The 22,404-nt window shown below is 68.1% G+C and carries 22 protein-coding genes; 12 read left to right on the plus strand and 10 right to left on the minus strand.

What is annotated here, in order from left to right:
* Positions 1-106: 106 nt before the first annotated feature.
* The 5 genes from serC to AC3WT6_RS08310 form a co-directional block, all read right to left on the minus strand.
* The gene (gene serC, locus AC3WT6_RS08290) at positions 107-1,192 is read right to left on the minus strand and encodes a 3-phosphoserine/phosphohydroxythreonine transaminase (RefSeq protein ID WP_492653109.1); all 1,086 of its coding nucleotides are present in this window, start codon (positions 1,190-1,192) and stop codon (positions 107-109) included.
* 88 nt (positions 1,193-1,280) lie between these two features.
* Positions 1,281-1,694, minus strand: a complete 414-nt coding sequence (locus tag AC3WT6_RS08295; RefSeq protein ID WP_492653110.1) for a PIN domain-containing protein — start codon at positions 1,692-1,694, stop codon at positions 1,281-1,283.
* The gene (locus tag AC3WT6_RS08300; protein ID WP_492653111.1) at positions 1,691-1,942 is read right to left on the minus strand and encodes a CopG family ribbon-helix-helix protein; all 252 of its coding nucleotides are present in this window, start codon (positions 1,940-1,942) and stop codon (positions 1,691-1,693) included. The genes AC3WT6_RS08295 and AC3WT6_RS08300 overlap by 4 nt, the downstream gene beginning before the upstream one ends.
* 138 nt (positions 1,943-2,080) lie before the next feature.
* Positions 2,081-3,241, minus strand: coding sequence for an MFS transporter (locus tag AC3WT6_RS08305; protein ID WP_492653821.1), 1,161 nt, complete (start codon positions 3,239-3,241; stop codon positions 2,081-2,083).
* Positions 3,242-3,404: 163 nt separating this feature from the next.
* Positions 3,405-4,268, minus strand: a complete 864-nt coding sequence (locus AC3WT6_RS08310; RefSeq protein ID WP_492653112.1) for a DUF4394 domain-containing protein — start codon at positions 4,266-4,268, stop codon at positions 3,405-3,407.
* Positions 4,269-4,440: 172 nt separating this feature from the next.
* On the opposite strand from AC3WT6_RS08310, the gene AC3WT6_RS08315 reads away from it, so the two are divergent.
* Positions 4,441-7,557 (plus strand): efflux RND transporter permease subunit, encoded by a 3,117-nt coding sequence (locus tag AC3WT6_RS08315; protein ID WP_492653113.1) that lies wholly within the window; start codon positions 4,441-4,443, stop codon positions 7,555-7,557.
* A gap of 25 nt (positions 7,558-7,582) precedes the next feature.
* Here the strand turns inward: AC3WT6_RS08315 and pspF are convergent, their stop codons facing one another.
* Positions 7,583-8,692: a phage shock protein operon transcriptional activator gene (pspF, locus tag AC3WT6_RS08320; protein WP_492653114.1), complete on the minus strand. Its 1,110-nt coding sequence runs from the start codon at positions 8,690-8,692 to the stop codon at positions 7,583-7,585.
* A 175-nt stretch (positions 8,693-8,867) separates the two neighbouring features.
* Between pspF and AC3WT6_RS08325 the strand changes: the two genes are divergently transcribed.
* Genes AC3WT6_RS08325 through AC3WT6_RS08350 form a run of 6 tightly spaced genes read left to right on the plus strand, consistent with a single transcriptional unit; the run spans position 8,868 to position 11,203 of the window.
* A complete protein-coding gene (locus tag AC3WT6_RS08325) occupies positions 8,868-9,245 on the plus strand; it encodes a hypothetical protein (protein ID WP_492653115.1) in 378 nt (125 codons plus the stop codon).
* Between the two features lie 56 nt (positions 9,246-9,301).
* Positions 9,302-9,547 (plus strand): hypothetical protein, encoded by a 246-nt coding sequence (locus AC3WT6_RS08330; protein WP_492653116.1) that lies wholly within the window; start codon positions 9,302-9,304, stop codon positions 9,545-9,547.
* An 11-nt stretch (positions 9,548-9,558) separates the two neighbouring features.
* Positions 9,559-10,212: a PspA/IM30 family protein gene (locus tag AC3WT6_RS08335; protein ID WP_492653117.1), complete on the plus strand. Its 654-nt coding sequence runs from the start codon at positions 9,559-9,561 to the stop codon at positions 10,210-10,212.
* A gap of 12 nt (positions 10,213-10,224) precedes the next feature.
* A complete protein-coding gene (gene pspB / locus AC3WT6_RS08340) occupies positions 10,225-10,539 on the plus strand; it encodes an envelope stress response membrane protein PspB (RefSeq protein ID WP_492653118.1) in 315 nt (104 codons plus the stop codon).
* A gap of 2 nt (positions 10,540-10,541) precedes the next feature.
* A complete protein-coding gene (locus AC3WT6_RS08345) occupies positions 10,542-10,988 on the plus strand; it encodes a PspC domain-containing protein (protein WP_492653119.1) in 447 nt (148 codons plus the stop codon).
* An 8-nt stretch (positions 10,989-10,996) separates the two neighbouring features.
* Positions 10,997-11,203: a hypothetical protein gene (locus tag AC3WT6_RS08350; RefSeq protein WP_492653120.1), complete on the plus strand. Its 207-nt coding sequence runs from the start codon at positions 10,997-10,999 to the stop codon at positions 11,201-11,203.
* A gap of 32 nt (positions 11,204-11,235) precedes the next feature.
* On the opposite strand, the gene AC3WT6_RS08355 is transcribed toward AC3WT6_RS08350, so the two are convergent.
* The 3 genes from AC3WT6_RS08355 to AC3WT6_RS08365 are packed head-to-tail and all read right to left on the minus strand — an operon-like array spanning position 11,236 to position 14,567.
* Complete coding sequence (locus AC3WT6_RS08355; RefSeq protein ID WP_492653121.1) at positions 11,236-12,231, minus strand: hypothetical protein; 996 nt, start codon at positions 12,229-12,231, stop codon at positions 11,236-11,238.
* On the minus strand, positions 12,218-12,796 hold the full coding sequence (locus tag AC3WT6_RS08360; protein ID WP_492653122.1) for an RNA polymerase sigma factor: 579 nt from the start codon (positions 12,794-12,796) through the stop codon (positions 12,218-12,220). Before AC3WT6_RS08360 ends, AC3WT6_RS08355 begins: the two co-directional genes overlap by 14 nt.
* A 52-nt stretch (positions 12,797-12,848) precedes the next feature.
* Positions 12,849-14,567, minus strand: a complete 1,719-nt coding sequence (locus tag AC3WT6_RS08365) for a vWA domain-containing protein (protein WP_492653123.1) — start codon at positions 14,565-14,567, stop codon at positions 12,849-12,851.
* Between the two features lie 195 nt (positions 14,568-14,762).
* On the opposite strand from AC3WT6_RS08365, the gene AC3WT6_RS08370 reads away from it, so the two are divergent.
* From AC3WT6_RS08370 to AC3WT6_RS08380, 3 genes are all read left to right on the plus strand, one after another.
* A complete protein-coding gene (locus tag AC3WT6_RS08370) occupies positions 14,763-15,398 on the plus strand; it encodes a TetR/AcrR family transcriptional regulator (RefSeq protein WP_492653124.1) in 636 nt (211 codons plus the stop codon).
* A 74-nt stretch (positions 15,399-15,472) separates the two neighbouring features.
* Complete coding sequence (locus tag AC3WT6_RS08375; protein WP_492653125.1) at positions 15,473-16,570, plus strand: efflux RND transporter periplasmic adaptor subunit; 1,098 nt, start codon at positions 15,473-15,475, stop codon at positions 16,568-16,570.
* A gap of 48 nt (positions 16,571-16,618) precedes the next feature.
* On the plus strand, positions 16,619-17,434 hold the full coding sequence (locus AC3WT6_RS08380) for an AIM24 family protein (RefSeq protein WP_492653126.1): 816 nt from the start codon (positions 16,619-16,621) through the stop codon (positions 17,432-17,434).
* Positions 17,435-17,630: 196 nt separating this feature from the next.
* On the opposite strand, the gene AC3WT6_RS08385 is transcribed toward AC3WT6_RS08380, so the two are convergent.
* Complete coding sequence (locus AC3WT6_RS08385) at positions 17,631-18,524, minus strand: hypothetical protein (RefSeq protein WP_492653127.1); 894 nt, start codon at positions 18,522-18,524, stop codon at positions 17,631-17,633.
* A gap of 102 nt (positions 18,525-18,626) precedes the next feature.
* Here AC3WT6_RS08385 and AC3WT6_RS08390 point away from each other — a divergent pair, with 102 nt between their 5' ends.
* Together AC3WT6_RS08390 and AC3WT6_RS08395 are read left to right on the plus strand one after the other, a co-directional pair.
* A complete protein-coding gene (locus tag AC3WT6_RS08390) occupies positions 18,627-19,727 on the plus strand; it encodes a M48 family metallopeptidase (protein WP_492653128.1) in 1,101 nt (366 codons plus the stop codon).
* 69 nt (positions 19,728-19,796) lie between these two features.
* On the plus strand, positions 19,797-22,394 hold the full coding sequence (locus tag AC3WT6_RS08395; RefSeq protein WP_492653129.1) for an efflux RND transporter permease subunit: 2,598 nt from the start codon (positions 19,797-19,799) through the stop codon (positions 22,392-22,394).
* Positions 22,395-22,404 lie beyond the last annotated feature (10 nt).

Genomic DNA, 22,404 nt, shown 5'->3' on the forward strand with positions numbered 1-22,404 from the left:
CTGTGAGGGAACAGCGGTTTGCTTATCCCTCACAGCGCCGAAGGCGCGACCTCACAGCGATGCGCGCAGCGCGAGCGACCTCACAGCCCGCCGTAGGCGGGCGACCTCACCCGCGAGTGCGGACGAATTCCTTCATGTAGTCGACCAGCGCCGCGACGCCGGCTTCCGGCATGGCGTTGTAGATCGAGGCGCGCATGCCGCCCACCGCACGGTGGCCCTTGAGGCCATTGAGACCGGCGGCCTTGGCACCCTTGAGGAACTCGGCGTCGTTGACCTCGGCGTTGGCGAGGGTGAAGGGCACGTTCATGATCGAACGGTCTTCCTTCCTCACCGGGTTCTTGTAGAAGTCCTGGCTGTCGATGTAGTCGTACAGCGCCTTGGCCTTGCGCTCGTTGCGCGCACCGACGGCGGCGAGGCCACCCTCGGACTTCAGCCACTGGAACACCAGGCCGCAGACATACCAGCTGAACGTGCTGGGCGTGTTGAGCATGGAGTCGTTGTCGGCCACCGCCTTGTAGTCGTGGATCGACAGCGTGCCGGGCAGCGTCTGGCCGATGAGATCGTCACGGACGATCACCAGCGTCAGGCCGGCCGGGCCGATGTTCTTCTGGGCGCCGGCATAGATCAGGCCGAACTTGCTGATGTCCATCGGCCGGCAGGCGATGTCGGAAGAGGCATCGGCCACCAGCGGCAGCGCGCCGACATCCGGCACCTCGCGGAACTGCACGCCATGGATGGTCTCGTTGGTGGTGATGTGCACATAGGCAGCATCCGGGTCCAGCTGCCAGCCGCTGCGCTCCGGCAGGCGGGTGAACTTGTCGGCCTCGCTGCTGGCGGCGATGTGCGCCTTGCCGAACTTGCCGGCTTCCTTGGCGGCCTTCTTGCCCCAGTCGCCGCTCAGCACGTAATCGGCGCCGGCTTTGCCGCGCAGCAGGTTCTGCGGAACGATGCCGAACTGCGCGGTGGCGCCGCCCTGCATGAACAGCACCTTGTAGTTGCCCGGCACCGCCAGCACCTCGCGCAGATCGGCCTCGCACTGGCTGGCGATCGACATGAACTCCTTGTCGCGATGGCTCATTTCCATCACGCCCATGCCGGCGCCGTGCCAGTCCAGCAGCTCGGACTGCACCTGCTTGAGGACGGGTTCCGGCAGGGTCGCGGGGCCGGCGCTGAAATTGAAGATGCGGGACATCGGGTTCTCCAGGGGTCAAAAGTCGAGGTGGTTCCTTGCCGCCCCCGGCGGGACGGCAAGGTCTTAGCTTGGATCTACCAAAGACGGTTCATCGGGCAGCACTCAGCCAGCTTTCCGCTTCCAGGCCAGGGATGAAGGCGAAACGCTGCGGACTGTCGGTGACCAGGGTGAGCCGGTGCGACAGTGCGGTGGCGGCCAGCAACAGCTCGTAAGCCGAGGGGCTGCCGGCCTCCTGCGGCAGATAGGGCGCGAGATTGGCCAGCTGGCTGGCGTCCTCGCCACGAAAGTCCAGCACCCGTACCGCCTCGAAGAACTCGCGCAGCAGCCGCGAATAGCGCGGGCTGGCGCGCGGGGTGCGGCGCAGAGCAACTTCCAGCTGCATCTTGCTGACTGCGGATACCGCGACCTCGCCGGGCTTGAGCCGGGACAGCCGCAGCACCACCGGCAGCCGCCCCTGCACGGCGGCGACCACGGTGGCGGCGTCGAGCAGGTACTTGCTCACCAGCGCGGCTCCCGCTCGGGGGCAAGCGCGGCGACCCAGGCCTGCACGTCCAGGGTTTCCTCGGCCAGTTCCGGGGCGGGATTGCGGAAATGCTCACGCAGCGCCTCCGGCCAACCCGGCTCCTCGTTGCGCTCCAGCCAGTCCCGCACCGCCTGCACGATGATGCGGTTGCGGGTCAGGCCGCTGCGTTCGACGGCAGCCGCGAGGCGGTCGATGGTGGCCTCGTCGAAATGGACGCTGAAATTCATGGGCGCGCACTCTAACAGGTCATGTTAGTTTGTCCACACCCCAGAGATCGTACTGGCAAATGCCAGGCTTATTGGGATGCCAGGAAACACTAGCCGGCCGCAGCGCCGACCAGCACATCCCAGGGGCTGGAGCCGCCGCTACGCCGCAGTCCGACTCGCTTTCCAGCCCAGGAGCAGCAGAGCCCCCAGGCAGAACAGCGCGCCGCAATAGAACGTGAAGGACGCCCCCAGGCGATCCCAGAGCAGGCCGGCGAGCGCGCTGGCCAACAACATCGCCAGGCCGCTCACCAGGCCAAAAACCCCGAACGCGGTGCCGCGCAGGCCGGCCGGCGCCGCCTCGGCGACCATGGCCGACAGCAGGCCCTGGGTGATGCCCATGTGCATACCCCAGAACACGACCCCCACCAGCACCACGCCCCAGTGGCTGCTGGCCGCCAGCACCAGATCGGCGACGATCAGCACCAGCAGGCCCAGGCTCAGCAACTTGGCGTGACTCATCCGGTCCGAAAGCTTGCCGAAGGGATAGGCGGCCATGGCGTAAACCAGGTTCATCGCCACCATCACCAACGGCACCAGGGCGAGCGGCATGCCTCCCTGCTGGGCACGCAGCACCAGAAAGGCTTCGCTGAACCGGGCCAGGGTGAACACCGCCCCCACCAGCGCCACCCACCAGTAGGCTCCACCCAGGCGCTTCAGGCTCTGGTAGTGGATGGGGTTTCCGCGCGCCGCCCCCGCATGCGTTTCCGGCTCCCGCAGCCCCAGCAGCAGCAGGGCCACCGCCATCGCTCCGGGAATCACCGCCACCCAGAACACCGCGCGGAAATCATTGGCCCAGAGCAGCATCAGACCCACCGCCAGCAGCGGCCCGAGAAAGGCACCGACGGTGTCCAGCGACTGGCGCAGGCCAAACGCCGCACCGCGCAACTGCGGCGGCGTAAGGTCGGCTACCAGGGCATCACGTGGCGCACCGCGCACGCCCTTGCCGATGCGGTCCAGCAGCCGGGCGCTGAGCACGATGCCCACCGTCGGCGCCACCGCGAACAGTGGCTTGGTCAGCGCGCCCAGTCCGTAGCCGAACAGGGCCAGCCCCTTGCGCCGGCCCAGGTAGTCGCTGAGCGCTCCGGAAAACACCTTGACGATGAGCGCAGTGGCTTCCGCCAGCCCCTCGATCAACCCCACCGCCAAGGCGCTGGCACTCAGTACCGTGACCATGAACAGCGGCAGCAGGCTGTGGATCATCTCCGAGGAGATATCCATCAGCAGGCTGACGAAGCCGAGCACCCAGACGCCGCGGGGAATCTGGCCCAGCGCCGCCACGGCGGTCGGCGCGGCCGGCTTGCCGATGACAGCCTTCTGAGGAGCCGGTCCAGGATTCAGCGCCGACAATTGCCTACCCCCTCATGAGCAAAGCCCAAACCGACGCCCGAGCACTCCGCATCGACGCAGCACAGGGCTCAGCCACTCAATTGCTGCTACTGGTTTCCTCTTCCGTCGCCACCGCCAGCGAGATGATGGTGCGATCACCGTCGTCGATGCTGCCCACCAGATCGGCACTGCCGTCGGAGAGATCCAGCCGATACAGCGCCGCACCGACGCCATTGGCGCCCAGCACCGCGTAGGCGGTATCGCCACCCGGCTCGATATCCAGCGCGGCATTGGCGGTGAAGGCCACGCTGGTTTTCGCGATGGTGAACAGCAGGCCGCCATTGGGCGAGTCCGGGCTGCCACCCTCGCTGCCGACCCGCACCAGGCTCTGGGTGTTGAGGTCCAGGCCGTATAGCGTGGTGCTGCTGGCCCCGGCGTCGTTGTGATCGTAGGCGAGAGCGGCCAGCTTGGGCGTGGTGTCGGCGTTCTCGTCGTCTTCGTCGTAGGCCAGATCGGTGTCGGTGGCCGCCAGCGTGCCATCGGCGGGATTGACTCTCAGGTTCTGCTCGCCGGAGATCACCCGCAGCCGATCCGCCACCGGATTGAAGTCGATCACCGCACTGGGCAGGCCGTCCTCCACAAACGCCTGAGTGCTGACCAGGCTCACGCTGCCCGAAGCCGGGTCGACGGTACAAAGGCGCTCGTCGCTGGTCAGGCAGTAGAACAGGCCATTGGCCGGCCGGTAGGCGAGCTGCACCAGACTCTCGCCACTGGCCAGGCCGCTGACGCTGACCTCGCTATCGAGCCGGTCCGGTGCCGAGCTGTCGAAACCGAGGATCTTGCCGCTGCTGGTCAGCGCATAGATCTTGCGCTCGCTTTCGCAAGCCGAGAGGCTCAAGGCAAGCAGCGTCAGCAGGACGGCGCTAAAGGCAGGGGATTTGGGCGGGGCGATCATGAGCATCAAATTCCGTAGAGCTGGCAGGTTCAATCAGGGATGCACGGCATTCCATTTCGGTTGCGCCAACAGCTGCCCCTCACTTTAACCGGCAACGGCGAGAATACACGCGCGCCGCACCGAACCAGGCCGGACCACCACGGTCTACCCCCCGCAATCCCCAAGGCCCAACCTACCCGTGAAGCTTTCCGATCTCTCGGTACAACGCCCCATCCTTGCCTGCGTGGTCAATGCGCTACTGGTCAGCTTCGGCCTGTTCGCGCTCTCCGCCATTCCGGTGCGGGAGTACCCTGACATCGATCCGCCCATCGTTTCCATCGCCACCTTCTACACCGGCGCCAATGCCTCGGTGGTGGAAAGCGAGATCACCCGTCTGCTCGAAGACCGGGTGGCCGGCATCGAGGGCATCAAGAGCATCAGCTCCACCTCCCGCGACGGCCGCAGCAACATCACACTCGAATTCAACCTCGACCGCGACATCGACTCCGCCGCCAACGATGTGCGCGACCGGGTCTCCAGGGCGCTCAACGATCTGCCCGACGAGGCCGATCCGCCGGAAATCTCCAAGGCCGACGCCGACGCCGATCCGGTGATGTTCCTGGTGCTGTCGCAGCCCGGCGCCGACCGCATGGCACTGACCGATTACGCCGAGCGCTATCTGGTCGACCGGCTGAGCGTGGTCAACGGCGTGTCCAGCGTGTTCCTCTCCGGCGACCGCGGTCAGGCGCTGCGCATCTGGCTGTCGGCCGAGCGGCTGGCGGCGCGCAGCCTCACCGCCGAGGACATCGAAACCGCCCTGCGCGACCAGAACGTCGAGCTGCCGGCCGGCCGCATCGAGTCCAGCGAGCGCGAGTTCAACCTGCGCGCCGCCCGCGGCCTGAAGTCGCCGGCCGACTTCGCCAACATGGTCATTGCCCGCGGCAGCGACGGCTATCCGGTGCGCTTGAGCGATGTCGCCAGGGTCGAGGTGGCGCCGGAAAACCCGCGCAACGACTACCGCGTCAACGGCGTCGAAGGCCTGGGCATCGGCGTCATCAAGCAGTCCAAGGCCAACGCCCTGGAGATGGCCAAGGCGGTGCGCGCCCAGGTGGCGCTGATCAACAGCAGCCTGGAATCGGACATGAAGCTGGAGGTGGTATTCGACTCCTCGCTGTTCATCGACGCCTCGCTGCAGAAAGTGATGCGCACCCTGGCCGAATGCGCGGTTTTGGTGGTGGTGGTGATCTGGTTGTTCCTGGGCAGCCTGCGCGCCACCCTGATCCCGGCCCTGACCGTGCCGATCGCACTCATCTCCAGCTTCACCCTACTCTATGCCCTGGGCTTTTCGGTAAACATCCTCACCCTCCTGGCCCTGGTGCTGGCGGTAGGCCTGGTGGTGGACGACACCATCGTCGTGATCGAGAACATCCATCGCCGGCTGGAGCTGGGCGAGCCGCCCTTGCTGGCCGCCTTTCGCGGCTCGCGTGAAGTGGGTATGGCGGTGATCGCCACCACCGCCGTGCTGATCGCGGTGTTCGCGCCGATCTCCTTACTGCAGGGCAACATCGGCCGCCTGTTCCGCGAGTTCTCCCTGGCCCTGGCCGCCGCGGTGGCCTGCTCCGGCCTCACCGCCCTGACCCTAGCGCCTGCCCTGGCCACCACCGTGCTGCGCGGCCATCGGCCCGGCGAGGCGGCGCAGGAAAGCCGCCTGGACCGCCTGTTCGCCGCGCTCGCGCGCGGCTACGAGCGCAGCCTGAGGCCGGCGATCCAGCGCCCGGCCTGGGCGATCGTGGTCACGCTCGGTCTGCTGGGACTGAGCTGGTATCTGTACGGCCTGCTGCCCAAGGAGCTGGCGCCGCAGGAGGATCGCGGCCAGGTGTTCATCCAGGCCGATGGCCCGGAAGGCGCCAGCCTGCCCTACATGCTGCGCGTGATGCACTCCGCCGAAGGCCTGGTGATGCCCTACGCCGAGCGCGGCGAGGCCGAGCGCCTGATCGTCCGCACGCCACGCTTCGGCGGCGGCGACGAGGTCAATAGCGGCAATGTGCTGCTGGCACTGGCGCCCTGGGGCGAAAGGCCCAGCTCGCATGTCATTACCCAGCAGCTCAACGACCAGCTGAAGGACATCCCCGAAGCCCGCCTCGTCGCCCTGGAACGCGCCGCTTTCGGCGGCCGTCCCGGCCAGCCGGTGCAGATCGCGCTGGGCGGCCCCGACTACGCGACCATCGCCGCCTGGCGCGACCGGGTGTTCGCCCGCGTGCAGCGGGAAAACCCCAAGCTGGTGCGGCTGGACTCCGACTACAAGGCCACCAAACCGCAGATCGCGCTCCGGGTTGATCTGGTCAAGGCCGCCGATGTCGGCGTCTCCTCCGGCACCATCGGCCGCACCCTGGAAACCTTCATGGGCGGTCGCCGGGTCACCAAGTGGCAGGACCGCGGTGAGGAATACGAGGTGATCCTGCAGGCCGAAGACGAGCGCCGGCGCACACCGGAGGAGCTGGACCGCCTCTACGTGCGCGGCAGCAGCGGCAATCTCACCCCGCTGAGCAATCTGGTCAGCCAGCACGAGGGCGCCAGCTCACCCAGCCTCAACCGCTACGACCGCCTGCGCAGCATCACCATCAGCGCTGGCCTGGCCCCCGACTATCCACTCGGCGAGGCGCTCGACTATCTGGAGGGCGTGATCCGCGAGGAACTGCCGGCGGAAGTGCAGATCCGCTACCGCGGCGACTCGCGCGAACTGAAGGAGTCCGGCGCCGCGCTCTACGCCGCTTTCGCGGCCTCGCTGCTGGTGGTGTTCCTGGTGTTGGCCGGCCAGTTCGAGAGCCTGGTGCAGCCCTTCGTGATCCTCACCACCGTGCCGCTGGGCATCGCCGGCGCGCTGTTCGGGCTCCTGCAGATGGACCTCTCGCTCAACATCTACTCGCAGGTGGGCCTGATCATGCTGATCGGGCTGGCGACCAAGAACGGCATTCTGATCGTCGAGTTCGCCAACCAGCTGCGCGACGCCGGCAAGGGCTTTCACGAGGCCTTGATCGAGGCCGCCGGCATCCGCCTGCGACCGATCCTGATGACCTCGATCGCCACCGTCGCTGGCGCGGTGCCGCTGATGCTGGGTAGCGGTGCCGGCTCCGAGGCGCGGGTGGCGCTGGGCACGGTGATTTTCTTCGGCGTGAGCTTCTCCACCCTGCTGACGCTCTACATCACCCCGGCCTTCTACGCCCTGTTCTGCCGCCGCCTGGCCTCGCCAGGCGCGCGCGCCGCGGAGCTGGAGCGTCAGCAGGCGGCACCGGGGGCGGAGACGACCGGGCACTGAACGAGGGAACCCGCACCAGCGGGCGCTACTCCCCGCGCAGTTCCTTGAGCAGGTCGTACTTGCGCAGGAGACCACGCAGCTGGTGGTAGTTGAGGCCGAGGATTTCCGCGGCGCGGGTCTGGCGGAACTGCGCCTGCGCCAGCGCCGCGCGCAGCAGCCGCACCTCGTAGTCGGCAACCTGGGTCTTGAAGTCGAGCGGAAATTTCCAGACCGTGGTCGGCGCCGCATTCAGCGCCGCCGACGGCGACGACGAGGCAGCTGATCCAGCCACGGGTCCAGCCGCCTCGGCCGCGAGCCCGAGGGTACCGGCCAGCGCGGCAGCCGACATCCGGAACGGCGACTCGAAGGGGTCCAGCGTCACCTGTTCCACCACCCGGCGGGCGCTGTCTAGCCGGTAGACGGCGCGCTCCACCGCGTTCTTCAGCTCGCGGACATTACCGGGCCATTGGTAGTCCAGCAGCTGCTGCTCGGCAGCCGGCGAGAAGCCGGCGAAGTACTCGCGCCCCAGCTCGCGGGCCATGCCCTCGCCGAACTTCTGCGCCAGCAGCAGGATGTCCTCGCGGCGCTCGCGCAAGGGCGGCAGGGTGATGACCTCGAAGGACAGACGATCGAGCAGATCCTCACGAAAACGACCGCTGGCGGCCATGCGCGGCAGATCGACGTTGGCGGCGGCCACCACCCGCACGTCCACCCGCTGGGTTTCCGAGGAGCCGACCCGCTCGAATTCGCCGTACTCCAGCACCCGCAGCAGCTTTTCCTGCAGGCGCAGGCTCATGCTCGCCAGTTCGTCCAAGAACAAGGTGCCGCCATTGGCCAGTTCGAAGCGGCCGGCGCGCGCCTTCACCGCGCCGGTGAAGGCGCCGGCGACGTGACCGAACAGCTCCGATTCCAGCAGCTCGTCGTTGACCGCCGCGCAGTTGAACTTCACCAGCCGCTTGGCCCAGCGCTCGGACAAATAGTGCAGGCGCGAGGCGATCAGCTCCTTGCCGGAGCCGCGCTCGCCGATCACCAGCACCGGCTTGCTCAGCCGCGCGGCACGCGAGGCCTGCTCCATGACTGCCAGGAAACACTCGGACTCGCCCACCAGCGGTGGCGGCGTCATTTCCTCGACTTCGCTGTCCTTTGTATTTTCCATTTAGTGGTAATTTTTACCACTATTGAATTAATATCACCAATATCGAGGCCGTTTCAGAACCCGCTTAATCACCTATAATTCATTTGTTTTCATAGTATTACGAACATTTTTTGGGTCATGGCACGAGCCTGGCTTTATTAGGGGCACAAGCCACACACAAGCCAAGGACCAGCCCATGAACCGCACCGCCACCCTCGCCGCCCTCGCCGCCCTTTCCTTTGCCGCCCAGGCCGAAGGCGTCACCTTCAACACCCCGGTCACCTACACCCAGCCGGTCACCTACGCCGCCGGTGTCACCTACCTGGCCCCGGTCACCTACAGCCAGAGCGCCCAGGCCGGCGCCCAGCTGCGGGCCGCCGCCGAGCCGGTGGTGTTGGAGCGGGTGATCGTCACCCCGACCCGCACCTACGCCGAGAGCGAGTGGCGCGCCCTGCGTCTGACCCGCGCCGAAAAGCAGGCCCCCAGCCGTGCCGCCCGCTACATGCAGGTGCGCAGCGAGGCCCAGCCCAGCACCATCAGCCTGCACCGCTGGCTGCGCGCGCTGGTCCAGTAAGCCGCATCTGAACCCGCTACACCCCGCAGCACCCCACCGTTACGCTGAGACTGACCATGAAATCCCTGCTCCGCTTCCTCGCCCTCGTCCTGCTGCTGGTGCTGATCGCGCCCTTCGCGCTGCTGGCCATGGTGGTGCTGGTGCCGCTGACCGCGCCCTTGCTGGCGACCGCGGCCTTGCTGGTCGGCGGCGCACTGGTGGCCCTGCTGCCCCTGGCGGTGCTGGCGCTGCCGTTCCTGGCGGTCTATGGCCTGTGCCGACTGCTGGCGCGTAGCGACGACGCCAGCCCGAAGGCCGCCTGAGACTGAAGACCATGGGCATCTTTTCCCGCACCAAGGACGTCCAGCAGGCCGATCTCGAGGCCCTGCTGAACGCATCCGACGATCCGCTCAAGACGGCGCGTCTGATCATCAATGAAATGGAGGACACCCTCGTGGAAGCCCGTTCCGCCGCGGTCCGCGCCCTGGCGCGCAAGAAGGAGATCCAGCGCCGCATCGGCGAGCTGGACGAGCAGTCCAAGGACTGGGAGCGCAAGGCCGAGCTGGCGCTGGCCAAGGACCGCGAGGATCTCGCCCGCGGCGCTCTCGCAGTGAAGCTGCGCTTGAGCCAGGAACGCGAGCAGATCGTCGGCCTGCTGCCGCCGGTGGAGGCCGAGATCGAGAAGCTCGACACCGATCTCGCCGACCTGCGCGTGAAGCTGGCCGAGGCCCGCAGCCGCCAGCGCCTGCTGGCCCTGCGCGGCGAGTCCGCCAGCGCCCGCAAGCAGGTCAAGGGCGCGCTCAACGAGACCAAGACCGGTGATGCACTCGATGCCCTGGCACGCGATGTAGACCGCCTGGATTCCGAGGCCGAGGCTTATGATCTTGGCAAGCGCAAACTGGAAGACCAGTTCGCGCAACTTGAACAGGCCGACGCGGTGGAAGGCGAGCTCGCCCGCCTGCGCGGCAAACTGCAACAGAAGAACTAAGGGACGCCCACCGTGGACATCACCGTAGACAAACTCCCCGATGCCGCCAACCACGCGGTCAACGTCAGCATGAGCGGCATGCCGGAAGGCATCCAGGTTCTCATGGTCCTGATGGGCGTCTCGCTGGTCTTGCTGATTCTTTTCGTGGTGCCGATGTGGCTGTTCCTGCACTACCGCGCCCGAGCCAAGCGCGAGGCGCCGGCACCGATCCTCGGCCCCGACATCGCCGAACTGGCGCAGATCGCCCGCATCGCCGAGCGCCTGGAGCGCCGGCTGGAAGCCATGGAAACCCTGATGGACGCCGATCGTCCTGGTTGGAGACGTTAACGATGAGCAGCAACAACTCGAAGTTCCGCACCGGCTTTCTTTCCGAGATGCGCCGCTACCCCGGCGAAGGCTGGATCTCCGGCGTCTGCGCCGGCATCGCCGACTACTTTGACTGGAAGCTCAAGCTGGTCCGCCTGATCGTCGCCCTGCTCGCCATCTTCACTGCCGGCTGGGTGGTGATCCTGCTCTACATCCTGGCCTGGTATCTGATGGACAACGGCGACGAGATGCCTGGCCCGCGTCCGAAGTGGAACGACGGTGGCCCGGCAGCCTCGACGCCCTACACCGGCCCCTCGGGCGGCGCAGCGGCCACCACCGATCTGCGGGAGATCAAGGAGCGCTTCGCCCGTCTCGACGAGCGCCTGCGCCGCATGGAGGAAACCGCCCTGTCCAAGGACGACGCCCTGAAGCGCGAGATCGAGAAGCTCGAACGCGACGAGAAGAGCTGAGCACGACGATGGGCACCCTGTTCGTCCTCATCGGCTGGCTGATCCTGTTCGTCCTCTGCTGGCCGCTGGCGCTGCTCGCGCTGCTGCTCTGGCCTCTGGTCTGGCTGATCAGCCTGCCGTTCCGCCTGCTGGGCATCGCGGTGGACGGCGTGTTCGGCCTGCTGCGGGCTCTGCTCCTGCTACCGGCGCGGGTGCTGGGCGCCAAGCCGGGCTAGCCAGGCGCCAAGCCGGCTGGAGCCGGAGCCCATCAGCGCCCTGACTCCAGCCGGCGGTATTCGCCTTTCAAGCCAGACTCGCAGTCGCCGGTCAGCAGCAGGCGCCCAGGCTCGGCGGCCAGCGGCTCCAGCCACAAACGGCAGCCGCCCTCACCACCACCTAAACCCTGCAATTGCTCGCGGCCGCCGGCCATGGGCAGGCGTTCGCCGGCCAGCAACGGGGCCTCATTGGCCGCCAGCAGACGATAGCGACCGGGCGGCAGTTCCAGCACCAGGCCGCTGTCGCCAAGGTAACGCGGCGCGGCCTCCGGCACCGGCGCGATCGCGGTAACCGCCGCCGACCGACGCTGGCTCTTGGCGGCTGCTTCCGATGGCGTCGCTTGCAGCGCCAGCCTTGGCGCTGCCGCGACCGCCGGGGCGGCGTCGGCGGCGAGTTCGGCCTGAGACTCGGGCGCCATGGCCGTGGCCGGAGGCGGTAGTGGTGCCGGCAGTACATCGGCGACCGCCGCTCCAGCCGCCGGCGCCACCGAGAGGACGGGCGCTTGCGCCAGCGTCTCGGCCTTCTGCCGTTCGACCGCCAACGCCTTGCCGGCCTGCAGCGCGCCGATCGCCGGCGCTCGCTCTGCCCCGGCCTTGGCGTTCGTCGCCTGCTCGGCCTGGTCGCGCCGCACCAGCGCCCGCGCTTCCTGCTCCGCAGCAATCTCAGGCGATGAGGTCCTAGGCGAGTGGATCGCAGCCGCATCCACCGCACTCTCGGCAGCCGGTGGCGGCGCCTCGCGCTGCACGCGGCTCACCAGGCCGATGCCCAGTACCAGGGTCGCAGCCAGCGACAGCGGCAGGCGCCAGCGCCGCAGGCGGTCACGCCGGGGCGGCAGCGCGGCACGCGCCTGGGCCAGCACCTGCGCATCCAGCGCCGGCGGCGGCCGCTCGCTGGACGCGGCGCGGTAACGCGCATGGTGCGGTCCCTGCCCGGCGAGGAACTCCTCCAGCTCCCGGTCGTCCGGGTGACGATGCTCAGGGCCAGACATCGGCAAGCTCCTGTCGCAACTTGGCCAGCGCGTAGCGCAGGCGCGATTTCACGGTTTCCCGACCCACGCCCTGCTGGGCGGCGATCTCTTCCAGGCTCAGGCCCGCTTCGGCCTGCAGCAGGAAGGCCTGACGCTGCTCCTGCGGCAGGCCGCCGAGGGCGGCAAGCAGGCGCTGTGCCTGCTCGGCCTGGCCGGCGCGCGCCGCCGGATTGCGGTGCTCGGGCTCGGCGAGTCGCTCATCGGTCTCGTCGAGTTGGTCCTGCGGCCGGCGCGCGCGCCAGTGGTCGATCAGGCGGTTCTGCGCCAGCCGGTACAGCCAGGTGGCGAAACGCGCGCTGGGCCGATAGCCGGCCCGCGCACGGATCAAGCCGGCCCAGACGTCCTGATACAGCTCGGCGGCGGTGGCCTGGTCGCAGCCCTGGCGCAGGAAGTAGCGCCAGAGCCCGTCCTTGTGGCGCCGGTACAGGGGCTCGAAGGCAGCGGCCTCGCCAGAGGCATAGCGCAGCATCAGGCTTTCGTCAGTGGCGCTGTCGTCGGCGCCAACGTCGGCGATGGGCGGGGGCATGACCGCATCATCGGCCAAAGCCCCCGCCGCCGGGAAGACCGCCGCGACGCCTTCACTCACCGGTCGGCGCAGTTCCGGCGGGAACCCGCGCCGACAAGCCCTGCGCCAGGCCGACCAGTTGCAGGAAGTCGCCGAGGTTGCCGCCGGCATCCGCCGCCGAGGCGCCGCGCGCCAGCTCCGCGATCTGCTCGTAGCCATAGCCCTCGAGGTAGGTGCCGCCACGCAGCCGCTGGCCGAAGGCGGCGACCGCCGCCGACAACCGCAGCGCGGCGCTGGCCTCGGCGAAACGCTGGTGAGCATCGGCACGCCGTACCGGCTGCTCGATGAGACGGCTAGCGTCCTGATCCGGCTGCTTGTAGCGCAGGCGTACGAAGGCCAGCTCGGCGTTCTTGGCGGTCAGCGTCGACGTCGGCGCGCTGCCATAGCGCAGCGGCTCGTTGCGCTCGCCGCCCTCGCCGACCAGCGCGATCTCGTAGAGCGCGGTGACGCTGTGACCGGCGCCGATGTCGCCGGCATCGACCGCGTCGTTGCTGAAGTCCTCGCGCTTCAAGGCACGGTTCTCGTAGCCGATCAGCCGGTACTCGCTGACCTGCGCCGGATTGAACTCGACCTGGATCTTCACGTCCCGCGCGATGGTCAGCAGGGTGGAAGCACGCTGCGCCACCAGCACCTTCTGCGCCTCCTGCAAGGAGTCGATGTAGGCATGGTTGCCGTCGCCGGCATCGGCGGCCTGCTCCATCAGGTGGTCGTTGTAGTTGCCGCCGCCGTAGCCCAGCGTGGTCAACGCGATGCCGGTCTTGCGTTTGTCCTTGATCAGGTCGATCAGCGACTCGAAGCGGGTGATACCGACATTGAAGTCGCCATCGGTGGCCAGCAGCACGCGGTTGTTGCCACCCTTGATGTAGGCCTTCTCGGCCTGCTGGTAGGCGAGCGTGATGCCGGCGGCACCGGCAGTACCGCCGCCGGCCTGCAGGCGGTCGATGGCCTGTTCGATGGCGGCGGTCTGGTCTCCGGGGGTCGGTTCCAGTACCACCTGGGTGCCACTGGCATAGGTCACCAGGCTGATGCGGTCGCGCGCCGCGAGCTGGCGGGCCAGGAGCTTCAGCGAGGACTTCACCAGCGGCAGCTTGTCGGGCTCGTTCATCGAACCCGAGACATCGACCAGGAACACCAGATTCGAAGCCGGCAGCGGGCCGGCGGGCTGATAGCCCTTGAGGCCGATGCGCAGCAGCTTGGTTTTGCCGTTCCAGGGCGTGGGCGCCAGTTCGGTGTACACCGCGAAGGGCGTCTCCAGCGAGCGCGGCGGCGCGTAGCCGTAGTCGAAGTAGTTGATGAACTCCTCCACCCGCACCGCGTCCTCCGGCGGCAGCCGCCCCTCGCCGAGGATGCGGCGGCTGTTGCTGTAGCTGCCGGTATCGACGTCGATACTGAAGGTGGACACCGGCCGCTCACTGACCAGCCGCACCGGGCTCTGCTCCGGTGCCTGGTAGTTCTCGCGGTCCTGCGCCACCGGCGGCGGCAGATAGACCGGCACGGCCATCAGGTAGGCGCCGGTCGCGCTGGCCATGCGCTTGCTGCTGGCCTGCTGGACGCTGGCAATGGCCTCCTGCACGGCGGTCACCGCCGATGCCGACGGCGGCGGTGGCGCCACAGCATCGGCAACCGCCGGCGGCGCCTCGGCGGCCGGCGGAGGGCTGCTGGTGGTGGTGCAGGCCGCCAGCAGCGTGGCGACCGAGTACAAGACGGTGAGGCGGGAAGTGCGCAGCGGCATGGGAGTTCTCCGGCAAGGTCCAGTGCATAAACGGCGTAGTCGGGAAAACGGGGTTAAGCGCACCCAGAAAAATTCTCGCGGCTGGCTGCGAGCGGAAGCCAGCTGCGATAATGCCCCCGACCGATCCAGAATTTCCGTACTTACAGTCGCAAGGACGCAGCGCCCACCAGGGCGCCGTGCAGCTGCCCAAGCCCGATGGCCCGAAAACCCGCACACCTGCAAGAAGACACGCTGGGGGCGCTGCGTGCCCACGCCTTCGAATTGTTTGGCCGTTTTGGCTACGAGGGCGTCTCGATTGGCGACATCGCCAAGGGCGCCAAGCTCAGCAAGGGCGCGCTGTACTGGCATTTTCCGGGCAAGGAGGCGCTCTATCTCGACTGCCTCAAGCGCCTGCACGGCATCTTCAACGAGGACGTGTTCGACCCCATGCGCCAGTCGGCCGATGGCGCGCTGGGCATCGTCATCATGTTCCAGGGTCTGGTGCGGCTGTTCGCCGACGCGCGCATCCAGCACGGCGTCGCCGGCTACTGGCTGATCCCCTCCACCCCGGAAACCGCCGACATCATCGCCACCCAGCGCGCGTTCGAAGCCGAAAGCCAGCGCACCATCGCCGACGCCCTGCGCCGCGGTGTCGCCGCCGGCCAGTTCGACCTGGGCGATGACCTGGAGGACATGGCCAGGGCGATCATCTCGCTGATCGAGGCCTTTGTGCTGCCGATGCGCCACCTGACGCCGGACGAAATCCGGCCGCTGATCGGCGTGCTGGCGCGCACCTTGTTCCGCGCCTATGCCAAGGGCGACCAGCTCACCGCGCTGGTGGCTCGCATTTAGTTGTTGCCAGCGCGGAACTAAGCCGCGAGATGCAGGTTCCATCCGGGGCTGCCAACTTCGAACCAGGATTTTCGATGCGTTTCCACCCGCTTGCCGCCCCCCTGCTGCTGAGCCTGCTGAGCGCCTGTTCCGGCGCCGGCACCGACTCCGCCGGCAGCAACAGCGCTCCCGCCCAGGGCCAGAAGAAGGCGGCGGCGCCCGTGCCGGTGCAGGTGGCCTCGGTGGAAGTCCAGCCGCTGCTGCGCAGCCTCAACGCGATCGGCAGCCTGGACTCCAACGAGTCGGTGACCATCGCCGCCGAGGTTGCCGGCCGTGTCAGCCGCATCGGTTTCCAGGAAGGCCAGCCGGTGGCGCGCGGCGCCGTGCTGATCGAACTCGACGATGCGCTCAACCGCGCCGAACTGGCCCAGGCCCAGGCCAACCTGGCGCTGGCCGAGCGCAACGACCGCCGCGCCGGCGAGATCGCCGAGCGCGGCCTGATCGCCGCCAGCGAGCGCGACGGCGTTGCCGCCACCCTGGCGGTCAACCGCGCGGCGGTACAGATGGCGCAGGCCAAGCTCGCGAAGATGCGGGTGCTGGCACCCATCGCCGGCGTCGCCGGCCTGCGCACGGTCGGCGTCGGCGACTACGTCTCGCCCGGCCAGGCGCTGGTGAATCTGGAAGCGATGAACCCGATGAAGCTGGACTTCCGCCTGCCGGAATCGGCCCTGCCGCTGCTGGCGCCGGGTCAGCAGCTGCAAGTGGAAGTCGATGCCTACCCCGGCGAGACCTTCGCCGGCGCGGTCTACGCCATCGACCCCCGCATCGCCGACAGCAGCCGCAGCATCGCCGTGCGGGCGCGGCTGGACAACGCCAGCGGCCGCCTCAAGCCCGGCCTGTTCGCCCGCGTGCGGCTGGAAACCTCGGCGCGCCAGAACGCCCTGGTGGTGCCCGAGCAGGCGGTGTTTCCGCAGGGCGAGCAGCTGTTCGTCTACGTGATCGCCGACGGTAAGGCCGAGCTGCGCACGGTGAAGGTCGGCCAGCGCGAACCCGGCCGCGCCGAGATCACCGAAGGCCTGAAGCAGGGCGAGCAGGTGGCGGTGGCAGGCCTGCAGAAGCTCAGCCCCGGAGCCAGCGTGCAGCTGCAAAACGCCGCCGAACCGACGTCAGCCGGCGGCGACGCGGCACACTGATTTTTCCTTAAAAAATCCCCCCAAAACCAACATACGGAGTACCGCCCCATGGCCATGGACGTCATCGACTACAAGCTTTACGGCGAAGACATGCAGTTCGTCGAGATCGAACTCGACCCGGGCGAGGCCGCCATCGGCGAGGCCGGCGCCATGATGTTCATGGAAGACGGCGTGGTGATGGACACCCTGTTCGGCGACGGCTCGGCGCAGAACAAGGGCTTCTGGAACAAGCTGGCCGGTGCCGGCAAGCGCCTGATTACCGGCGAGGGCCTGTTCACCACCGTGTTCCAGAACCAGGCGCCGGTCGGCAAGAAGAAGGTCGCCTTCGCCGCGCCCTACCCCGGCACCATCATCCCGGTGAACCTGCCCGACGTCGGCGGCACCCTGATCTGCCAGAAGGACTCCTTCCTCTGCGCCGCCAAGGGCGTGAGCCTGGGCATCGCCTTCCAGCAGAAGCTGGGCGTCGGCCTGTTCGGCGGCGAGGGCTTCATCATGCAGAAGCTGGAAGGCGACGGCCTCGCCTTCGTGCACGCCGGCGGCACCTTGTACCGCCGCGACCTCGCCCCCGGCGAAGTGCTGCGCGTCGATACCGGCTGCATCGTCGCTCTGCAGCCCAGCGTCTCCTTCGACATCCAGTACGTCGGCAAGCTCAAGAGCGCGCTGTTCTCCGGCGAAGGCCTGTTCTACGCCCTGCTGCGCGGCCCGGGCACGGTATGGCTGCAATCGCTGCCGCTGTCGCGCATGGCCAACCGCATCGTCATGGCCGCGCCGGCCATCGGTGGCAGCTCGCGCGATCAGGGCTCGCTGCTCGGCGGCGTCGCCACCGGCGGCCTGCTTGGTGGGTTGCTGGGCGGGGATGAGTGAGGCCGCGGGAAGACCTTCGATCAGTGTGAGCGCCGCGCAGCAGCACCCGTCCGCAGTCCGGTTCAAATGGCACTCCGTCGTAGAACCCGAGTCGCGTCGAGCGCAGAGCCCAGCCCAACGCCCCCACCTCAATCCTCCCCCGCTCGCGGGGGAGGAAGTTCAGAGCGCTGTAATCGGAAGCTGCGGCAGGCTCGTCCTAGGGCGCGCAGGCAAACACGCTGAGATAAAAGTCAGTCCCCGAGGCCGAACGTCCGGCAGAAAAACTCTGCCCGGTCGCCTCCCCCGCCAGTAGCGCCAGCGCCTCGGCGATCCGCTCCTCGCTGCGGTCGTCGTCGGCCTGCACCTGGTTGCGACCGGCCGGATAGCCGCCGCTGGCTTCCTGGGCGGCACTCAGCCAGCGCAGCCGCACCCGGCCGAGATCGGCGTGCGCGATCTTGCCGGTCTGGCTGGATTGCAGCGCCAGACGCTCGGCAAGCTGCAGTGCCCGGGCGCTGCTGGCGGCACCGCCGGACTCGCAGGCAAACACGTCGATGTCATAGCCCAGCGCCTTGCCCTGCGAGACGATCTTCTTGTCTGGCCAGCGTGCCGCTGTTGCCGAAGCAGTCACCGTCGGTGCGGCGGCGACCGGAGCGGCACCGGCGACGATCTTGGCGGCGGCCACCGCCACAGGTTCGGCGCGCTGCTCGGCGGCATCGCTTAGGCATTCCTTGGCGTAGAGCACGGCGTTGCGCTCGGCCGGCGTCAGCGCGGTCTCGCGGATGTGGGCGTAGTTGAGCACTGCCGCGCACCACACTGCCTTGGCGCGCGGGTCGCCAACCAGGGCCACATAGGTGGCGGCCAGCACCAGCGAGCCGTCGCTGGCTTCCTTGAGCAGGCCTTCGATCTTGCCGTAGAGCTCGAACTGCTGCTTGTCGCGGTACTGCATCTCCTCGAACGCGCGGCCGGCGGCCTCGGCGGCCAGTTGCGCGTCGCCGGCTTTCTGTTTTGCCAGTTCGGCCTGCCAGGCGCCGTAGCTGGCGGCGCCGGTGGACACCAAGCCCAGTAGCGCGGCAATGCCGCTGACCCAGTTATTGAAGCTTCCCTCTGCCATGATGAGCCTCCCCTGATTCTTGTCTGCTGCCTGGCCGGCACCCCTGCCGGCGCTCCGATCCTACGCCCGCCCCCATCCCCACCTCCAAGCCCGCTCATCGGCATGAACTTCGTCGCCCTTGTCTATGGCCCCGGCCTGCCCGCCACCGGCGCCCGTCTGCCCATCCAACTCGACAGCTTCCAGTTGCAGCTCGGCCTGCCCGAGGGCCGCAGGCTGTCCGTGCCGCTGGGCCAGCTGCAGCTCTCGGTCGGCGGCTTCAATGACAGCGTCTGGCGCTTCGAGTGGCAGGAGGCGCAGGGCCGTTGGTCGCTGGCGCTGGACGATGCCGCCCTCCAGCAGCAATTGGCGGTCCAGCCTCCTGCGGCGTTGGCTACCGCCATCGCCGGCCTGCATGGCAAGCAGCGCCGCCACCGGGCAGTCTGGAAGCTGAGCGTCGGCGCCATGCTGCTGTGGTTCCTGCTGCCGGCGCTGCTGCTGGGCCTGCTGTTGTGGAACGCCAGCGCGCTCACCAGCCGCCTCGCTGGCCTGGTGCCAGTGGCGCAGGAGCAGAAGCTGGGCGAGGCGATCTGGAAGGCGCAGCAGCGCCAGCTGCGGCTGATCGACAACACCGAGGCCAACCGCGCGGTGCAGAGCATCGGCGAGCGGCTCACCGCTGGCTCGCGCTACCGCTACCGCTACCGCTGGTACCTGGCGCGCGACAACAGCATCAATGCCTTTGCGATCCCGGGCGGGGTGGTGGTGGTCAACAGCGGCCTGGTCGCCGCCGCCCACAACGCCGAGGAGCTGGCCGGCGTGCTCGCCCACGAGGTGCAGCACGTCGAGCAGCGGCATTCGCTGCGGGCGATGGCGCAGAGCCTGGGCATCACCGCCGGCCTGGGGATGATCTTTGGCGATCTCTCCGGGATCGCGCAGATGGTCGCCGGGCTCAGCCAGCTGTCGTATTCGCGTGAGGCCGAACGCGAGGCCGACCAGGAGGGGCTGAAAGCCCTGCGCGCCGCCAGGATCAATCCGGAAGGCATGCCCAGGATGTTCGAGACCCTGCAAAGCGAGGCGGGTGACTTGCAGCCGCCGGCGCTGCTGTCCTCGCACCCGGCGACCAAGGAACGCATCGCCAGCCTGCGTGCCGCCATCGCCGCGGCCGGCGACTGGCCCAGCGAGCCGCTGACCATCGACTGGGCGGCGGTGCAGGCCAGCCTGCGTTAGGAGCGCGACGCTTCGCGTAAGCTTTCGCCAGATCGGCCAGAAAACGGAGGAGTTGTGGCGGCAGACGGCGTGCGTCCCGGAGTGGCCGAGGCGATCCTGCGGGCGGTCATTCCGCTGATCTATGCCCGTCGCTGGCTGAGCTTCTCCCTGCTGCTGTTGCTGACGCTCCTGCTCGGCGCCCAGGCCCTGCAACTGAAGCCGGATGCCGGCTTCGAGAAGCAGATTCCGCTCGAACACCCGTACATGAAGGTGTTCAAGGAGTACCAGCAGGCTTTCGGCGGCGCCAACCTGATCAGCATCGCGCTAATGCGCGCGGACGATGGCCTCGCGCTCGGCAGCGAGAAGCCGAGCATCTACGACCCGCTGTTTCTCGACCGCCTGAAGACGCTCAGCGACGCGGTGTTCTTCCTGCCCGGCGTCGATCGCACGCGGGTGTCCTCGCTGTTCACCCCCGATGTCACCTATTTCGAGGTGGTGGAAGGCGGCATCAATCTCGGCAACGTGGTGCCGCGCAACTACACGCCGAGCCCGGAAATGCTCGCCGACATCCGCCAGCGGGTGGCCAAGGCGGGGATCATCGGCCGCTATGTCGCCAGCGACCAGAACGGCGCGCTGATCGTCGCGGAGCTCTTGGAACACCACCCGGTCACCGGCGAGAAGCTCGACTACAAGCGCCTCGCCGACCTCCTGGAAGACCAACTGCGCCAGCGCATCGCCTCGCCGACGCTCTACGAATACCGGCTCAAGGCCGAGCGGCCGCCCTACCGCGCCGGCGACATCGTCTGGCGCGGCTACACCGACTACGGCTGGAAGCTGCGCTACCAGCGCTTCGAGGCCGAGCAGAAAGACGCCGAGGGCCAGGCGATCTTCGTCGATGGCAACGAGTTGACCGTGCGCGCGGTCGCCAACCCCGACTACGCGCCGAACCTGAGCGTGCACATCATCGGCTTCGCCAAGGTGATCGGCGATGTCACCGATGCCAGCGCCGAGGTAATCGCCTACTTCTTCGTGGCGATGGCGCTGACCCTCAGCCTGCTCTGGTGGTTCTGCGGCTCGCTGCGGCTGGCGCTGCTGCCCCTGCTGGCCGCACTGGTGGCGGTGGTCTGGGAGCTGGGCCTGCTGCGGCTGGCCGGTTTCGGGCTCGACCCCTTCGCGATCCTGGTGCCCTTCCTGATCCTCTCCATTGGCGTCAGCCACGGCGTGCAGTACGTCAACGGCTGGGCCAACGAGGTGGCGGAGAACCAGCTCACGCCGCTGGAAGCCTCGATCCAGACCTTCCGCCGTCTGGCCATCCCCGGCACCGTCGCCATCCTCACCGACGTCATCGGTTTTGCCACCCTGGCCTTCATCCAGATCGACATCGTCCGCGAGATGGCGCTCAACGCGGCGATGGGCATGGCGGCAGTGATCGCCACCAACAAGCTGCTGCTGCCGATCCTGCTCAGCTGGGTGCGGGTGGCCGATCCGGCGCAGTTCGCCGAGCGCCACCACCGCCGGCGCGCGGTGGGCGAGCCGCTGTGGCGGCGCCTGAGCGTGTTTGCCACCGCGCGCGGCGCGCTGCCCTTCCTGGCGCTATGCCTGCTGGCGCTGGCCTGGGCCATCCACATGTACCCCAAGCTGACCGTCGGCGATGCCCAGGCCGGCGTGCCCGAGCTGCGTCCAGACAGCCGCTACAACCGCGATTCGGCGGTGGTGGTGAACAACTTCGCCATCGGCGTCGACCTCCTCAAGGTGATCGCCGAGACCGGCGAGTACGGCTGCCTCGACCACCGGGTGATGGACAACCTCGACAGCCTGGTCTGGCGCCTGCAGAACACCGAAGGCGTGGCCTCGGCGCTGGCGCTGCCGACGGTGGCGCGCGAGGTGCGCGGCCTGTGGAACGAGAACGCGCCGAGCTGGAAGGTACTGCCGCGCAACCGCGACGCGATGGCGCAACTGGTCGGCCGCATTCCCTCCTCCGCCGGCCTGCAAAACCTCGACTGCTCGCGCATGCCGGTGCTGGTGTTCACCAGCGACCACCGCGCCGAGACCCTGGACCGGGTGCTAGCGGTGGTCAAGGACTACCAGGCCCGCGAGGCGCCGGGCAGCGGCGTCAACTACCGGCTGGCCAGCGGCAATGTCGGGGTGATGGCCGCCACCAACGAGGAGATCCGCGCCCGCGAGGTGGTGGTGATCGTCTGGGTACACCTGACCCTGCTGATCTTCGTCTGGCTGTCGTTCCGCTCGCTGGCGGCGGTGATCTGCATCATCACCCCGCTGGTGCTCTGCTCGCTGCTCACCTACGGCTTCATGGCCACCATCGGCATCGGCATGAAGGCGGCGACGCTGCCGGTGGCGGCCTTCGGGGTCGGCATCGGCGTCGACGACGGCATCTATCTCTGGGGCGTGTTCGCCCATTACCTGGGGCGCGGGCTGAGCCTGCGGGAGGCCTATATGCAGGCGCTGCGCTCCACCGGCAAGGCGGTGCTGTTCACCTCGCTGACCCTGATCGTGGCGGTGGCCATGTGGCTGTTCTCCGGCTTGCAGTTCCAGGCTGACATGGGTTTGCTACTGGTGACCATGTTCGCCGCCAACCTGCTCGGCGCCCTGCTGATGCTGCCGGCGCTGGCCTGGCTGTGCGCGAAGTTCCTGAATATGAAACCCTCGGGCGGTTTAACCATCCAATAAGCACGCGAAC

The organism is Stagnimonas sp. FW305-C-60 (assembly GCF_058782965.1).

Coding starts and splice junctions, on each gene's coding strand:
- serC (WP_492653109.1), bottom strand. CDS start 1,192: ATGTCCCGCATCTTCAATTTCAGCGCCGGCCCCGCGACCCTGCCGGAA.
- AC3WT6_RS08300 (WP_492653111.1), bottom strand. CDS start 1,942: ATGAATTTCAGCGTCCATTTCGACGAGGCCACCATCGACCGCCTCGCG.
- AC3WT6_RS08310 (WP_492653112.1), bottom strand. CDS start 4,268: ATGCTCATGATCGCCCCGCCCAAATCCCCTGCCTTTAGCGCCGTCCTG.
- pspF (WP_492653114.1), bottom strand. CDS start 8,692: ATGGAAAATACAAAGGACAGCGAAGTCGAGGAAATGACGCCGCCACCG.
- AC3WT6_RS08325 (WP_492653115.1), top strand. CDS start 8,868: ATGAACCGCACCGCCACCCTCGCCGCCCTCGCCGCCCTTTCCTTTGCC.
- AC3WT6_RS08330 (WP_492653116.1), top strand. CDS start 9,302: ATGAAATCCCTGCTCCGCTTCCTCGCCCTCGTCCTGCTGCTGGTGCTG.
- AC3WT6_RS08335 (WP_492653117.1), top strand. CDS start 9,559: ATGGGCATCTTTTCCCGCACCAAGGACGTCCAGCAGGCCGATCTCGAG.
- AC3WT6_RS08345 (WP_492653119.1), top strand. CDS start 10,542: ATGAGCAGCAACAACTCGAAGTTCCGCACCGGCTTTCTTTCCGAGATG.
- AC3WT6_RS08350 (WP_492653120.1), top strand. CDS start 10,997: ATGGGCACCCTGTTCGTCCTCATCGGCTGGCTGATCCTGTTCGTCCTC.
- AC3WT6_RS08355 (WP_492653121.1), bottom strand. CDS start 12,231: ATGTCTGGCCCTGAGCATCGTCACCCGGACGACCGGGAGCTGGAGGAG.
- AC3WT6_RS08360 (WP_492653122.1), bottom strand. CDS start 12,796: ATGCCCCCGCCCATCGCCGACGTTGGCGCCGACGACAGCGCCACTGAC.
- AC3WT6_RS08365 (WP_492653123.1), bottom strand. CDS start 14,567: ATGCCGCTGCGCACTTCCCGCCTCACCGTCTTGTACTCGGTCGCCACG.
- AC3WT6_RS08370 (WP_492653124.1), top strand. CDS start 14,763: ATGGCCCGAAAACCCGCACACCTGCAAGAAGACACGCTGGGGGCGCTG.
- AC3WT6_RS08375 (WP_492653125.1), top strand. CDS start 15,473: ATGCGTTTCCACCCGCTTGCCGCCCCCCTGCTGCTGAGCCTGCTGAGC.
- AC3WT6_RS08380 (WP_492653126.1), top strand. CDS start 16,619: ATGGCCATGGACGTCATCGACTACAAGCTTTACGGCGAAGACATGCAG.
- AC3WT6_RS08385 (WP_492653127.1), bottom strand. CDS start 18,524: ATGGCAGAGGGAAGCTTCAATAACTGGGTCAGCGGCATTGCCGCGCTA.
- AC3WT6_RS08390 (WP_492653128.1), top strand. CDS start 18,627: ATGAACTTCGTCGCCCTTGTCTATGGCCCCGGCCTGCCCGCCACCGGC.